This is a genomic window from Bradyrhizobium sp. Arg816 (genome assembly GCF_029989365.1).
Lineage (GTDB): Bacteria > Pseudomonadota > Alphaproteobacteria > Rhizobiales > Xanthobacteraceae > Bradyrhizobium.
In genome coordinates this window covers 98384-112771 of sequence record NZ_JAPRAQ010000016.1, presented here as the reverse complement: position 1 = coordinate 112771, position 14388 = coordinate 98384, and the positions used below count along the sequence as shown (strand labels likewise).

The window sequence follows — 14388 nt, the reverse complement described above, 5'->3', positions numbered from 1 at the left end:
CTCTGCGGGTCGGTTTCCAGGTGAGCAGGATTGTTCTCGCTTTTGGCGAGTTCGCGCGCGACCGCACAAACGAAATCAGGCCGCCGAAGCAGCCTTTTTCTTGTCGGAGTGTCGCAAAATGCGGGATAGCACCCGGCTCAGATAGCGTCCAGCCCGGATTCGCCGGTCCGGATGCGGATCGCCTCTTCGATATTGGAGACGAAAATCTTGCCGTCGCCGATGCGCCCGGTCTGCGCGGCGCGGCGGATCGCGTCGATGGCGCGCTCGACCAGATCGTCGCCGATCACGATCTCGATCTTCACCTTGGGCAGGAAGTCGACGATGTATTCTGCGCCGCGGTAAAGCTCGGCGTGACCCTTCTGCCGGCCAAAGCCCTTGGCCTCGGTCACCGTGATGCCTTGAAGGCCGACTTCCTGAAGCGCTTCCTTCACCTCGTCGAGCTTGAATGGCTTGATGATGGCTTCGATTTTCTTCACTGCGCGCCTCCCGGCCTTTCGATCAAATAGCAACGTCTTCGTCAGGATGCGCTTTTCTTAACGCACGATCTTGTCTTCGCTATGCCGGGATACCTGACCAGCCCGGCAACAACGGCCGGCCACACCCTGATAGAATGCCAGTGAGCACGACGAACCGAAGCGGCTTCCTCGAAAGCAGGGTCTATGCCAAGTTGCAAATGCCCTGATTATTGGAGCGTTATCAGCCTTTTAACGTGCATCTCTGATAGGTGGAGCCGACTGGCACAAAATACCCCAGACTACGAAATAGGCAATCAGTTCAATATCTGTGCAAATCGCTGTTCTGCCGGATGGGTCGGTACGGAACGTGCCTGTTGAAAAGGCGTTTGGACCAGGGAAGTGGCATGGAAGTTCTGACCAACGCTGAAATGCAGCGTGCCGACCAGCTCAGTATTGCGGCAGGCACGCCCGGCTTCAAGCTGATGCTCAGCGCGGGACAGGCGGTCGCGGAGGCCGCCAATGCGCTGGTGGAGGAGGGGCCGATCCTGATCGTGGCCGGTCCCGGCAACAATGGCGGCGACGGTTTTGTCGCAGCCGCCGAGCTCGCCGCGCAAGGCCGCGACGTCTCGGTGATCCTGATGTGCGAGCGCGACCAGCTCCAGGGTGACGCGGCCTCCGCGGCGCGCGGCTGGAAGCACCCGGTGCTGCCGTTCAATCCGCAGGCGATCGGAAGACCCGCGCTGATCATCGATGCGCTGTTCGGCGCGGGCCTCAGTCGCCCGGTCGACGGCGAGGCGCATGCGATGATCGAAGCGATCAACGCCAACGGCGCCCTGGTGCTCGCGGTCGACCTGCCGAGCGGCATCAACGGCACCAGCGCAGCCGTGATGGGCGCGGCGGTGAACGCCACCGAGACCGTCACCTTCTTCCGCAAGAAGCCGGCGCATTTGCTGCTGCCCGGCCGGATGCATTGCGGCCACGTGCGCGTTGCCGACATCGGCATCGACGCGCAGGTGCTGGACGAGATCGCGCCGCGGACCTTCGAGAACGATCCGGATTTCTGGGGCACCGCCTTTCCGGTGCCGCGCATCGACGGCCATAAATACGCACGGGGCCACGTGCTGGCGGTCTCGGGCGATGCCGCCGCGACCGGCGCGGCGCGGCTCGCTGCCCGTGGCGCGTTGCGGGCCGGGGCGGGCCTCGTGACGCTGGCGAGCCCGCGCGATGCGCTTGCGATCAATGCCAGCGCGCTGACTGCGGTGATGGTGCGTCCCGTCGACACCGCGATCGAGTTCGGCGAACTGCTCGGCGACAAGCACTACAACACCTGCCTGATCGGCCCCGGCGCGGGCGTCGGCGATCGCACCTGCGATCTGGTCCACACCGCGCTTCACGCGCAGCGGCATCTGGTGCTGGACGCGGATGCGCTGACGAGCTTTGCGGCAAATCCCGAGCGGCTGTTCGAATCGATCAAGTCCTCGCAGGACAGTGCGGTGGTGCTGACGCCGCACGAGGGTGAATTTCCGCGCCTGTTCTCCGACCTCAGCAATAAACATCCGGGCCGCTCGAAGCTGGAGCGCGTCCGTGCCGCCGCCGAGCGCTGCGGTGCGGTCGTGCTGCTGAAGGGGCCGGACACGACGATCGCCGCCCCCGACGGCCGCGCGACCATCGCCGCCAACGCGCCCCCCTGGCTCGCCACCGCCGGCGCCGGCGACGTGCTCGCCGGCATCATCGCAGGACTTCTGGCGCAGGGCGTGCCGGCCTTCGAGGCCGCCAGCATCGGCGTCTGGATGCATGGCGAGGCGGGAAGCGAGGCGGGCCCGGGGCTGATCGCGGAGGATCTCACCGAGACGCTGCCGGCCGTGCACCGGCGGATCTATAATGCGCTCGGGGTGGAGTACTGAGCTCGTCCGCCACCTGCGCGAAGTAGGGTGGGCAAAGCGAAGCGTGCCCACCGTCCTATCGACATCAGGAAAGAAATGGTGGGCACGGCGCGAAGAGCGCCTTTGCCCACCCTACAAAGCCGGTGCCCTCACTCCACCGCGTACCAGCGCACCAGCCGCGGTGCGGCCCAATCGGTCACGACGGATTCGATCAGCCAGGGGCCGGGTGAGGTCGCCGCGAACGCGATGCGCTGGGTCTGGCCGGGCTCGATTGCGAGCGTGTCGAGCCAGTAGGGCTTCCAGCCGTCGTCGAGCTTGTCGAGCAGGCGGAAATGATGGCCGTGCAGGTGAAACACGGTTGTGACCGGTCCGGGGTTCTTGAGGGCCAGCACGACGGTGCGGCCGGTCCTGGCGCGGAAGGCCGGATTGGAGGAGACGGAGAAGTTTGCGGGCCGTGTCCAGCCGGCCTCGGGCGCGCCGAGCGCGACATCGAACCGCAGGGCGCCTTTGAGGTCGAGCTTCTCGGGGAGGTCGTTCAGGGGGAGCGGCTGTGGCGGCAGCAGCGGCGCGCGCCGCTCGAGCTTGCCTGATATTGCGAGGCTCCCGACCTGGCGCGCCTCTTTGCCGTCATGCAACAGGAGTGGGGCCGATTTGGCCGCATCCACGAAGGCGTCGGCGCGCGCGCCGGGGGCGAGCACCAGGGCGCCGTTGCGCGCCGGGAACGGCTCGGCCGGCTGTCCGTCCAGGGCCATCACCTGGACCTCGTGGCCTTCCAATTTGATCGCCAGAACAGAACGTCGCGAGCCGTTGATAAAGCGCAGCCGCAGCCGCTCGCCGGCCGCGGCTGAGAGTTCGAATGAAGTCCGGCCATTGAGGGTAAAGAGCGGTGTCGTGTTCTCGGGCGCGCGGCCGGGCGGAAGCGCGGTCCCATCCGGCCGCAGCCGCCATTCCTCGATCAACAAGACCTCGTCGCGGTCGACGGCGACGCGATTCGTCTCGCCGGCGATGATCGGAAGCGGGCGCGCGGGCAGCTTCAGACCGTCTTCGAAGAGGCGGAAGTCGGCTGCCAAAGTTCCTGCATTTGATATTGAAACAATTGAGGTTTCAGTCACATCCGGCGCGGTCGGCGCACGCCCTCGCAACGGGTCGGCCGCGGCCGGGCCGTTCAGGCCGTACCAGACTGGCGCAAGCGGGACAGGCAGGTCGTTCCGAAACACAACCTCGCAGCGGTCGCCTCGCTTGAGACGGACGTTCCCGATGTGGCTTACGGCGGCCAGCTCCCAGATCGGTGTCGCCGGCTGACCCGGCCTGAGCGCCAGGGTTGCCGGCCTTGCCTGCAGGGTGAGCTGGGCGGTGACAGCGGGGGCCGCACCGCCGGCGATCAGCCCGGCCGCGGAGGCTCCAATTCCGGCTCCAAGTCCGGCTCCAAGTCCGGCCAAAACCTCGCGCCGGGTCGGGTCAAAGATCCGCGTTTTCATGGCTCGATGCGGACCATGAAGCGCTGGATAAGTCCAGCCGTCGCGCCTACTTAAAGCCTGTCTCTATCGGGCCATTTTTTTGCTGCGAACAGTCAGGCACATGCTATAAGCCCGGCCGCCCGCGGCATCGCGGCCGGTCTTGATGCAAATTCACGCGGGCGTGGCGGAACTGGTAGACGCGCTGGATTTAGGTTCCAGTGACGAAAGTTGTGGGGGTTCGAGTCCCTCCGCCCGCACCAAGCGCTTTCAGCGTTTGCACGGATTACCGAAGGGCTGCTTCCTCACGGAGTGTTTCCGGCGGAAGTGGTCCGATGAACCACCGGCGTTGAGGCGTCTTGCCTCGCGCCGGTTCGATTAATGACAGCGTCCCGACGCATGCGTGCCGGGACCGAGCGAGAAGAAGATTGGACGCCATGCAGGTCACAGAAACCCTCTCGGAAGGTTTGAAGCACGAGTTCAAGATCAGCGTTCCCGCGTCTGATCTCGACGCCAAGGCCGGTGCCAAACTCGTCGATCTCAAGGACAAGGTCCGCATCAACGGCTTCCGTCCCGGCAAGGTGCCGGTCGCTCACCTGAAGAAGGTCTATGGCCGTTCGGTGATGGCCGAGACCATCGACCAGACCATCCGCGACACCAACACGCAGCTGTTCTCGGACCGTGGCTTCAAGCTTGCGACCGAGCCGAAGATCACCATGCCGAGCGAGCAGGCCGAGGTCGAGGAGCTGCTGAACGGCAAGACCGATCTGACCTACACGGTCGCGATCGAAGTGGTGCCCGCGATTGCGCTCGCCGACTTCAAGTCCTTCCAGGTCGAGAAGCCCGTCGCTGACGTGTCCGACACCGACGTCGACGAAGCCATCAAGCGCATCGCCGACACCAACCGCGGCTATGCAGCCAAGGCCGAGGGTGCCAAGGCCGAGTCGGGCGACCGCGTCACCATCAGCTTCAAGGGCACCATCAACGGCGAAGTCTTCGAGGGCGGCACCGGCGAGGGCATCCAGGTCGTGATCGGTTCCAATACCTTCATCCCCGGCTTCGAGGAGCAGCTCACCGGCATCGGCGCGGACGAGACGCGCACGCTGAAGGTGTCGTTCCCCAAGAACTACATGAACGACAAGCTCGCCGGCCAGCCGGCCGAGTTCGAGACCACCGCGACCTCGATCGAGGCGCCGCAGGACGTCGCGATCGACGACGAGTTCGCCAAGACGCTTGGCCTCGAATCGCTGGACAAGCTGAAGGAAGCCGCGCGCGAGCGTCTGGCTGCCGAGTTCGCCGGCGCGACGCGCCAGCGCGTCAAGCGTGCGCTGCTCGACCGCCTCGACGAGGCGCATCGCTTCGAAGCGCCGCCGTCGCTCGTCGACGAGGAGTTCAATCTGATGTGGAACTCGGTCAAGGCCGAGATGGATTCGGCCGGCAAGACCTTCGCGGACGAGGATACCACCGAAGACAAGGCCAAGGACGAGTACCGCAAGATCGCCGACCGCCGCGTGCGGCTCGGCCTCGTGCTGTCCGAGATCGGCGAGAAGAACAAGATCACCGTGACCGACGACGAGGTCGGCCGCGCCGTGATCGAGCGCGCGCGCTCGATGCCGGGCCGCGAGAAGGAAGTCTGGGACTATTACCGCAACAACGCCCAGGCCCTGGCCCAGCTTCGTGCACCGATCTACGAGGACAAGGTCGTCGACTTCATCCTCGAGCTCGCCAACGTGACCGAGAAGAAGGTCTCGCGCGAGGACCTGTACAAGGACGAGGACGCGGAAAAGACCGCGGCCTGAAGGCTTTGAAAAAGCCTTCCATTAAGGATGATCAGCGAAGGGGCCCGGCTAGCCATCTGGCTGGCTGGGCCTGTTTGCGAGAATCAGCTTCAAGTGCCCCGTGGATTAAGCCTTAATTCGCTCCGCACTTGTCTGGCGCGAATTGGGCTATATCTGTCGGTACGCCCTGTACCCAAGTCTTATACCAAGCGTTCTACCTCTACCCACTTCCTGCATCACTGGCGTCCATCGGCCTTCCGGCAAACCCAGCCAAGCTGGCAGCCAAGACTGGCAATGTCCGCCTCCTAAAACCCTAGGTGACTCATGCGCGATCCGGTTGAAACCTACATGAACCTCGTGCCCATGGTGGTCGAGCAGACCAACCGTGGCGAGCGCGCCTACGATATCTTCTCGCGCCTGTTGAAGGAGCGCATCATTTTCCTGACCGGTCCGGTCGAGGACGGCATGTCGACGCTGGTGGTCGCGCAGCTCCTGTTCCTTGAAGCGGAAAATCCGAAGAAGGAAATCTCGATGTACATCAACTCGCCGGGCGGCGTGGTGACGTCGGGCCTCGCGATCTACGACACCATGCAGTTCATCCGCCCGCCGGTCTCGACGCTGTGCACGGGCCAGGCCGCCTCGATGGGCTCGCTGCTGCTCGCCGCCGGCGAGAAGGACATGCGCTTCTCGCTGCCGAACGCGCGCATCATGGTGCATCAGCCCTCCGGCGGCTTCCAGGGCCAGGCAACCGACATCATGCTGCACGCGCAGGAAATCCTGAACCTGAAGAAGCGGCTCAACGAGATCTACGTGAAGCACACCGGTCAGACCTACAAGACGATCGAGGACGCGCTGGAACGCGACAAGTTCCTCACGGCCAACGACGCGAGGGACTTCGGCCTGGTCGACAAGGTTATCGACAAGCGCTCCGAGGAGCCGGCGGCGAAGCCGCAGTAGCGCGAACGCGGCTGCAAAATCGATCCCTGGAATACCTTTGGGGATTTCCCGGGATCGTCAGGGCGACGTTGACGTTAACGGCGTACTACGCAGGGGCGCAAAAAGCAGTCTTGCGCCCCGCGACAGGCAGAAAGTTCCGCTTTCGTGCTTGTTTTTCGTGGCAATCCAGCAACTCCGGGGCGATTTCGATCACTTCGTCCGTGCCAAGACGTGAAATCACGGTATTGTCACGGGTAGCCAGCGCCCCCTCGATTAGCGAATTCTTGATAGTCGGGTGACAGCATGGTTGGCTACGATTGATCGGCTATGATCGCGGAGAATCGAGTGACCGTGATTCGCACGGGATGTAACGCGTAGGGTCTTTTTTGGTACGGAATTTGCTCTATTTGAACTTCATACGGCCTGCGTGCCGGAATGGAGCGATCGAGCGGAGCGGGATCGAACCGCGGACGGAGACATGAATGAGTAAGGTCGGTACGAGCGACTCCAAGAACACACTGTATTGCTCGTTCTGCGGCAAGAGCCAGCACGAAGTCCGCAAACTGATCGCGGGTCCCACGGTCTTCATCTGCGACGAGTGCGTTGAGCTCTGCATGGACATCATCCGCGAGGAGAACAAATCCTCGCTCGTGAAGTCGCGCGACGGCATTCCGACGCCGAAGGAAATCTGCAAGGTCCTGGACGATTACGTCATCGGCCAGAGCCATGCGAAGAAGGTCCTGTCGGTCGCGGTGCACAATCACTACAAGCGCCTCAACCACCAGACCAAGCACAACGACGTCGAGCTCGCGAAGTCGAACATCCTGCTGATCGGTCCGACCGGTTCGGGCAAGACGCTGCTCGCGCAGACGCTCGCCCGCATCCTGGACGTGCCGTTCACGATGGCCGATGCAACGACGCTGACCGAAGCCGGCTATGTCGGCGAGGACGTCGAGAACATCATCCTGAAGCTGCTCCAGGCCGCCGACTACAATGTCGAGCGCGCCCAGCGCGGCATCGTCTACATCGACGAAATCGACAAGATCAGCCGCAAGTCCGACAATCCCTCGATCACGCGCGACGTGTCGGGTGAGGGCGTGCAGCAGGCGCTGCTGAAGATCATGGAAGGCACGGTGGCCTCGGTCCCGCCGCAGGGTGGCCGCAAGCATCCGCAGCAGGAGTTCCTGCAGGTGGATACCACCAACATCCTGTTCATCTGCGGCGGTGCGTTCGCCGGCCTCGAGAAGATCATCTCGGCGCGCGGGCGGTCGACCTCGATCGGCTTCGCCGCCCAGGTGCTCGCGCCGGAGGATCGCCGTACCGGCGAGATCTTCCGTCACGTCGAGCCTGAGGACCTCCTGAAGTACGGTCTCATCCCCGAATTCGTCGGCCGTCTGCCGGTCGTGGCGACGCTCGAGGATCTGGACGAGACCTCGCTGAAGAAGATCCTGACCGAGCCGAAGAACGCGCTGGTGAAACAGTACCAGCGGCTGTTCGAGATGGAGAACATCGAGCTGACCTTCGCCGACGAGGCGCTTGGCGCGGTCGCCCGCAAGGCGATCGAGCGCAAGACCGGCGCGCGTGGTCTGCGTTCGATCCTCGAGGCGATCCTGCTCGAGACCATGTTCGACCTGCCGGGCCTGGAAGGTGTGGAAGAAGTCGTGATTTCCCGCGAAGTCGTGGAAGGTACGGCGCGTCCGCTCTACATCTACGCCGATCGGTCCGATCGCGCCGTCGAGAACGCCAGCGCCTGATTTGCGGCGCTGGAACGCTCCAATCGTCTTTGACAGTAGCGGCTGCGGAATGGTTCTCCGCAGCCGATGTTGCGTCGCTTATACGCGTGCGTAAGCGCCTGATGGCGCGCGTCTTTCAATGACTTGACACCCCCCCGGTCGATAGCCACCTAATGTCGGCGGCGAGCGAGAATTCTCTTCAAGATTCGCCTCAGTTCCGATCCGGCAAGCCCGGTCCAACCTTCGAATGGTAGGCCGGTTTTCTGGATCACCTCGGCACCTTGTGGCGGTTGCGCATGAGAGAAGCGGACTGCGTGCGAGGGGGCAAAGCAAAAGGAAAAGGCCATGACTAATCCCAAACCCCGGCCAACCATCGTCCATGGCGAAACGCACGCCTATCCCGTGCTGCCGCTGCGCGACATCGTCGTCTTCCCGCACATGATCGTTCCGCTCTTCGTCGGTCGCGAGAAGTCGATCCGCGCGCTCGAAGAGGTGATGAAGAACGACGCGCTGATCATGCTCGCGACGCAGAAGAACGCGTCCGACGATGATCCGGCGCCCGACGCCATTTACGAGACCGGTACGCTCGCCAGCGTGCTTCAGCTCTTGAAGCTTCCCGACGGCACCGTGAAGGTGCTGGTCGAAGGGCTCGAGCGTGCGCGCGTGCAGAAATACACCGATCGCAGCGAGTACTACGAAGCGACCGCGATTGCGCTCGCCGACACCGATGCGAAGTCGGTCGAGGCGGAGGCACTGTCGCGCTCGGTCGTGTCCGACTTCGAGAGCTATGTGAAGCTCAACAAGAAGATCTCGGCCGAGGTCGTCGGCGTCGTGCAGGCGATCACCGATTTCGCCAAGCTCGCCGACACCGTTGCCTCGCATCTCGCCGTCAAGATCGCGGACCGCCAGGGCATCCTGGAGACGCTGTCCGTCACCACGCGCCTCGAGAAGGTGCTGGGCCTGATGGAGAGCGAGATCTCGGTGCTGCAGGTCGAGAAGCGCATCCGCTCGCGCGTCAAGCGCCAGATGGAGAAGACCCAGCGCGAGTATTATCTCAACGAGCAGATGAAGGCGATCCAGAAGGAGCTCGGCGACGACGACGGTCGCGACGAGCTCGCCGATCTCGAAGAGAAGATCTCCAAGACCAAGCTCTCCAAGGAAGCGCGCGAGAAGGCGCAGCACGAATTGAAGAAGCTGCGCCAGATGTCGCCGATGTCCGCGGAAGCGACCGTCGTGCGCAACTATCTGGATTGGCTGCTGTCGATCCCGTGGAACAAGAAGTCCAAGGTGAAGAAGGATCTGGAAGCCGCGCAGTCGGTTCTGGATGCCGATCACTACGGGCTGGAGAAGGTCAAGGACCGTATCGTCGAGTATCTCGCGGTGCAGTCGCGCGCCAACAAGCTGACGGGCCCGATCCTGTGCCTCGTCGGACCTCCCGGCGTCGGCAAGACCTCGCTCGGCAAGTCGATCGCGAAGGCGACCGGGCGCGAATTCGTGCGCGTCTCGCTCGGCGGCGTGCGCGACGAGGCCGAGATCCGCGGTCACCGCCGCACCTATATCGGCTCGATGCCCGGCAAGATCATCCAGTCGATGCGGAAGGCGAAGTCGTCCAATCCGCTGTTCCTGCTGGACGAGATCGACAAGATGGGCGCCGATTTCCGCGGCGATCCGTCTTCGGCGCTGCTCGAGGTCCTCGACCCCGAGCAGAACGGGACCTTCAACGACCACTACCTCGAGGTCGACTACGATCTGTCCAACGTGATGTTCATCACGACCGCGAATACGCTCAATATTCCGGGACCGCTGATGGACCGCATGGAGATCATCCGGATCGCGGGCTACACCGAGAACGAGAAGGTCGAGATCGCACGCAAGCATCTGATCCCGAACGCGGTGTCCAAGCACGGCCTGGACTCCAAGGAGTTCTCGATCGACGACGACGCGCTGCTGCTGTTGATCCGCCGCTACACCCGCGAAGCGGGCGTGCGTAATCTGGAGCGTGAGCTCTCCACACTCGCCCGCAAGGCGGTGAAGGAGCTGATGATCTCCAAGAAGAAGTCGGTCAAGGTCACCGAGAAGACTCTGGAAGAGTTGCTCGGCGTGCCGAAGTACCGCTTCGGCGAGATCGAGAGCGAGCCGCAGGTCGGTATCGTCACGGGCCTTGCCTGGACCGATGTCGGCGGTGAGCTGTTGACGATCGAAGGCGTCATGATGCCCGGCAAGGGCAAGATGACGGTCACGGGCAATCTGCGCGACGTGATGAAGGAATCGATCTCGGCGGCGGCGTCCTACGTGCGCTCGCGTGCGATCGTCTACGGCATCGAGCCGCCGCTGTTCGACCGGCGCGACATACACGTGCACGTGCCGGAAGGCGCGACGCCGAAGGACGGTCCGTCGGCGGGTGTGGCGATGGCCACCGCGATCATCTCGGTCATGACCGGCATTCCGGTCCGCCACGATGTCGCGATGACCGGCGAGATCACGCTGCGCGGCCGCGTGCTGCCGATCGGCGGCCTCAAGGAGAAGCTGCTGGCCGCTGCCCGCGGCGGCATCAAGACGGTGCTGATCCCCGAGGACAACGCCAAGGATCTCACGGAGATTTCCGATGCGATCAAGGGCGGCATGGAGATCATCCCGGTGTCGCGTCTGGACGACGTCGTCGCCAAGGCCTTGGTGAAGAAGCCGGTGCCGATCGTCTGGGAAGAGGATACCAAGGTGACGGTGAAGCCGGACGGGGACGAGGCCGCCGGCGGACTGACCGCTCACTAAGGTTCAGCGAAAGATGATAAAACGGCGCCTTCGGGCGCCGTTTTTGTTTGGGGCGCAGGGGATCAGGGCGATGCAGATCGACGGGCAATGCCATTGCGGGCAGGTCACCTTTGAGGCTGAGATCGACCCCGAGACGGTGTCGGTCTGCCATTGCCGGGACTGCCAGACCCTGACGGGATCGCCGTTCCGGGTGACCGCGATCTGCACCAAGGCGGACGTGCACGTGATCAGCGGTACGCCAAAAGTCTACGGCAAGCGCGGCGACAACGGCCGGATGCGCTTCCAGCACTTCTGCTCCGACTGCGGTTCCCCGCTGTTCACCAGCGGCGAGGGCGACCAGGCCGACGATTGGGGCATCCGCTGGGGCTCAATCCGCCAGCGCGACAAATTGCGTCCCGTCAGGCAGATCTGGTGCCAGTCGGCGGCGGTGTGGATCGACGCGGTGCCGCTGCTGCCGGGGAGGCCGGGGGATTAGGCTGGCTTGGCAAGCCGAAGCTCGCCGCAAAAAGCCCGCCGTGGCAGCCTGCGTCGCTGCGCGAGCGCAGGCTGGTGGGCGGTCACGGATTCGAACCGCGGACCCTCTCGGTGTAAACGAGATGCTCTAACCAGCTGAGCTAACCGCCCCAAGGCGCCTCTTTAGCCCTCCCGCGGGTGTTCGAGCAAGACCCGAGCGCATTGCAAATAGGGCTTGAGCAAAGACCGGCTTTGTGATGATTGTCACAGGCGTCCGCCCACGAGTCGGCCAATGTCCACCGCAATTCACGATGGACGGGTGGCCAATGTGTGCTCTGCTGGACCTCATCTACCGACATTGTTGCCGGGCGTGTTGCGCGAAGCGCGACGCATGAGCCGCCGCGGCTCAATCATTCCAATTTGGTAGTTCCGGCTGACGGCGTGCCGATCTGGCGGCTGTCTGCCTCGTTGCGCCTGACATCGGACGCCCACGAGTCGCCCTCCAAGGGTCCAAAATTGCCCTTTTTCGGTCATCTTTTTGATCGCCATCCGAACCACCGTTACGGCTCCCTGTGGCAGCGTGGAGTATCGCCGTGATGAGTGATCTTCGCATCAAGCTGGAAAGGTACGAGTCGAAAGCCGCCCACTGCATGAAAGCGGCTCAAGAAGCTTCTGATGAGGCCGGTCGGGCCTTCTACGAGGAGCTTGCCAACTATTACGACGAGCTGGCAGCCGACTTTCGCCGCGTCCTTGCCAAGCGAACCGGAGTTTCGCTCGCGGCCGAATGATCCGGCGTAGCGCAGGTCGACAGTTGAAGACCTCAGCGTCCGTCAACCTCTGACGCCGTGCCGTGCGGCGTGAACGCAAGAACGTCTCGCTGACAGGTGGACCGAACAGGCCGCCTCAGTTGACGGCGTCCTTGCTTTTCGGCATCGGGGTCTTTCGACCAAGCTGCCGGAGGGGATCCATGGAACAGCCAAGCGGACACGAGCAAAACGCCGATCAGATCGCCTATTGGAACGGTCCGAGCGGGCAGCGCTGGGCCGATCGGCACGCTGCCCAGGAAAGCCTGCTCGGACCCATCGCCGACGTGCTGATCGACCGCGCCAGGCCGAAGCCGGGCGAGCGCGTGCTCGACGTCGGCTGCGGCTCCGGTGCGACGACGTTCGCGTTCGCGAAGGCGGTCGCGCCTGATGGCTTCGCGCTCGGCCTCGATGTTTCCGACCCCATGCTGTCGCAGGCGCGCGCGTTTGCCCCAAAAGGCCTGCCGCTCGATTTCGTGCTGGCGGATGCGACCGTCCATCCGTTCGAGCCGGCGAGCTTTGACCTGTTGGCGTCGCGCTTCGGCGTGATGTTCTTTGCCGATCCCATTGCGTCCTTCACCAATCTCCGCCGCGCGCTGAAGCCGACCGGACGGCTCGCCTTCGCCTGCTGGCGCGAGCCAAAGGAAAATCCGTGGATGATGGCGCCGCTGATGGCGGTCTACAAACATGTCCCGAAGATGCCGCCGGTCGGGCCGGAAGAGCCGGGCCCGTTCGCGTTTGCCTCGGAGGAGCGCGTGATGCGTATCCTGAAGGGCGCCGGCTTCGTGGACGTGGCGATGGAGCCGCACAATCTCGCGATGGATGTCGCCATCGGCGGCGGCCTCGATGCCGCCGTCGACGGCGCGCTCCAGATCGGCCCAGCCAGCCGCGCGCTGCAAGGCCATCCGCCGGAGACCTATGCTGCGGCAAAAGCCTCGATCCGCGAGATGCTCGCGCCGTTCATGAAGGGGCAGAACGTGGCGCTGCAGGGCGCGATCTGGATCGTCACGGCGAAGGCGGCGTAGGCGGCGCTCTATCCACCGTTATTGCGAGCGTAGCGAAGCAATCCAGACTGCCTCCGCGGAGGCAGTCTGGATTGCTTCGTCGCTTTGCTCCTCGCAATGACGGCGTGGATGGGCCTGTGAGGCCTACACCACATCATCCGGCGCCAGCGCGCAGCCGTTGTCGGGATGCGTCTCGATCTGAAGCGTTGTGTGGCCGATGCGGAAGGACGCCCTCAGCATCTGCGCCGTCTCCATCAGGAATGCATCGCCGGCGCCGGTGGGCATCACGAGATGGCAGGTCAGCGCCGTCTCGGTGGTCGAGATCGGCCAGACGTGGAGATCGTGGATTCCCGAGACGCCGGGCCGCTCCAGCAGAAAGATCTTGATCGCGGCGATGTCGGTGCCCTTGGGCGCCGCGGCCATCGACATGTCGATGGAGCCGCGCAGCAGGCTGGTGGTGCTCCAGAGGATGGTGGCGCAGATGACGAGGCTGGTGACGGGATCGAGCCAGAGCCAGCCGGTCCAGATGATCAGCGCTGCCGAGATCACGACGCCGAGCGAGACCGCGGCGTCGGCCGCCATGTGCAGATAGGCGCCTTCGATGTTGATGTCGTCCTTGCGTCCGCGCGCGAACAGCATGGCGGTAAAACCGTTGATGAGAATGCCGATACCGGCGACCACCATTACCGTGACGCCCGCAACCGGCTCCGGCTCGCGGAGCCGCAAGATCGCCTCCCAGCCGATCGCCCCTGTTGCGACCAGCAGGAACACTGCATTTGCCAGCGCCGCCAGGATGGTGGAGGCACGAAAACCGTAGGTGAAGCGGCCGCTCGGCGCGCGCCTTGCCGCGATCGATGCGCACCAGGCCACGACCAAGCCGAGCACGTCGCTGAGGTTATGGCCGGCATCGGCGAGCAGCGCGGTGGAGTTGCCGATATAGCCGTAGATCGCCTCGGCCACGACCAGCGCGGTGTTGAGCGAAATGCCGATCGCGAATGCCGTGCCGAAATTGGCGGGCGCATGGACATGCGCGTGGCCAGGACCGTGGTTATGCCCGTGGTCATGCCCATGGCCGGCATGATCATGGTGGTGGTGACCGTGATGGTCGTGGCTGCCCAAA

Annotated in this window: 11 protein-coding genes and 2 tRNA genes; 9 read left to right on the top strand and 4 right to left on the bottom strand. The window is 63.9% G+C overall.

Going from position 1 to position 14388, the window contains the following annotated elements; all coding sequences use genetic code 11:
- Positions 1-137 precede the first annotated feature (137 nt).
- On the bottom strand, positions 138-476 hold the full coding sequence (locus OWC48_RS31370) for a P-II family nitrogen regulator (RefSeq protein WP_007603495.1): 339 nt from the start codon (positions 474-476) through the stop codon (positions 138-140).
- A 383-nt stretch (positions 477-859) separates the two neighbouring features.
- Here OWC48_RS31370 and OWC48_RS31365 point away from each other — a divergent pair, with 383 nt between their 5' ends.
- Positions 860-2359, top strand: a complete 1500-nt coding sequence (locus OWC48_RS31365) for an NAD(P)H-hydrate dehydratase (RefSeq protein ID WP_282523451.1) — start codon at positions 860-862, stop codon at positions 2357-2359.
- Positions 2360-2487: 128 nt separating this feature from the next.
- On the opposite strand, the gene OWC48_RS31360 is transcribed toward OWC48_RS31365, so the two are convergent.
- Entirely contained in the window at positions 2488-3816 is a 1329-nt protein-coding gene (locus tag OWC48_RS31360; protein WP_282523450.1) for a multicopper oxidase family protein, read from the bottom strand.
- Positions 3817-3970: 154 nt separating this feature from the next.
- On the opposite strand from OWC48_RS31360, the gene OWC48_RS31355 reads away from it, so the two are divergent.
- From OWC48_RS31355 to OWC48_RS31330, 6 genes are all read left to right on the top strand, one after another.
- A tRNA-Leu gene (locus OWC48_RS31355) sits at positions 3971-4055 on the top strand.
- A gap of 174 nt (positions 4056-4229) precedes the next feature.
- Positions 4230-5591: a trigger factor gene (tig, locus tag OWC48_RS31350; RefSeq protein ID WP_282523449.1), complete on the top strand. Its 1362-nt coding sequence runs from the start codon at positions 4230-4232 to the stop codon at positions 5589-5591.
- Between the two features lie 303 nt (positions 5592-5894).
- On the top strand, positions 5895-6527 hold the full coding sequence (locus OWC48_RS31345; RefSeq protein ID WP_282523448.1) for an ATP-dependent Clp protease proteolytic subunit: 633 nt from the start codon (positions 5895-5897) through the stop codon (positions 6525-6527).
- A gap of 461 nt (positions 6528-6988) precedes the next feature.
- Positions 6989-8260, top strand: coding sequence for an ATP-dependent Clp protease ATP-binding subunit ClpX (clpX, locus tag OWC48_RS31340; RefSeq protein ID WP_014494834.1), 1272 nt, complete (start codon positions 6989-6991; stop codon positions 8258-8260).
- Positions 8261-8584: 324 nt separating this feature from the next.
- The gene (lon, locus tag OWC48_RS31335; RefSeq protein WP_282523447.1) at positions 8585-11008 is read left to right on the top strand and encodes an endopeptidase La; all 2424 of its coding nucleotides are present in this window, start codon (positions 8585-8587) and stop codon (positions 11006-11008) included.
- A 70-nt stretch (positions 11009-11078) separates the two neighbouring features.
- Positions 11079-11483 carry a GFA family protein gene (locus tag OWC48_RS31330; RefSeq protein WP_282523446.1) on the top strand — a complete coding sequence of 135 codons (405 nt, stop codon included), beginning with the start codon at positions 11079-11081 and terminating at the stop codon, positions 11481-11483.
- Between the two features lie 72 nt (positions 11484-11555).
- On the opposite strand, the gene OWC48_RS31325 is transcribed toward OWC48_RS31330, so the two are convergent.
- Positions 11556-11632, bottom strand: a tRNA-Val gene (locus tag OWC48_RS31325).
- Between the two features lie 425 nt (positions 11633-12057).
- Between OWC48_RS31325 and OWC48_RS31320 the strand changes: the two genes are divergently transcribed.
- Both OWC48_RS31320 and OWC48_RS31315 read left to right on the top strand, forming a co-directional pair.
- Complete coding sequence (locus tag OWC48_RS31320; RefSeq protein WP_282523445.1) at positions 12058-12249, top strand: hypothetical protein; 192 nt, start codon at positions 12058-12060, stop codon at positions 12247-12249.
- Between the two features lie 179 nt (positions 12250-12428).
- On the top strand, positions 12429-13289 hold the full coding sequence (locus OWC48_RS31315) for a class I SAM-dependent methyltransferase (protein WP_282523444.1): 861 nt from the start codon (positions 12429-12431) through the stop codon (positions 13287-13289).
- 123 nt (positions 13290-13412) lie between these two features.
- On the opposite strand, the gene OWC48_RS31310 is transcribed toward OWC48_RS31315, so the two are convergent.
- Entirely contained in the window at positions 13413-14387 is a 975-nt protein-coding gene (locus OWC48_RS31310) for a cation diffusion facilitator family transporter (RefSeq protein WP_282523443.1), read from the bottom strand.
- Between the last annotated feature and the right edge of the window lies 1 nt (position 14388).

What these genes read in the sequence shown, in the direction of transcription:
- OWC48_RS31365 (WP_282523451.1), top strand. Translation starts at nt 860, where the DNA reads ATGGAAGTTCTGACCAACGCTGAAATGCAGCGTGCCGACCAGCTCAGT.
- OWC48_RS31360 (WP_282523450.1), bottom strand. Translation starts at nt 3,816, where the DNA reads ATGAAAACGCGGATCTTTGACCCGACCCGGCGCGAGGTTTTGGCCGGA.
- tig (WP_282523449.1), top strand. Translation starts at nt 4,230, where the DNA reads ATGCAGGTCACAGAAACCCTCTCGGAAGGTTTGAAGCACGAGTTCAAG.
- OWC48_RS31345 (WP_282523448.1), top strand. Translation starts at nt 5,895, where the DNA reads ATGCGCGATCCGGTTGAAACCTACATGAACCTCGTGCCCATGGTGGTC.
- clpX (WP_014494834.1), top strand. Translation starts at nt 6,989, where the DNA reads ATGAGTAAGGTCGGTACGAGCGACTCCAAGAACACACTGTATTGCTCG.
- lon (WP_282523447.1), top strand. Translation starts at nt 8,585, where the DNA reads ATGACTAATCCCAAACCCCGGCCAACCATCGTCCATGGCGAAACGCAC.
- OWC48_RS31330 (WP_282523446.1), top strand. Translation starts at nt 11,079, where the DNA reads ATGCAGATCGACGGGCAATGCCATTGCGGGCAGGTCACCTTTGAGGCT.
- OWC48_RS31320 (WP_282523445.1), top strand. Translation starts at nt 12,058, where the DNA reads ATGAGTGATCTTCGCATCAAGCTGGAAAGGTACGAGTCGAAAGCCGCC.
- OWC48_RS31315 (WP_282523444.1), top strand. Translation starts at nt 12,429, where the DNA reads ATGGAACAGCCAAGCGGACACGAGCAAAACGCCGATCAGATCGCCTAT.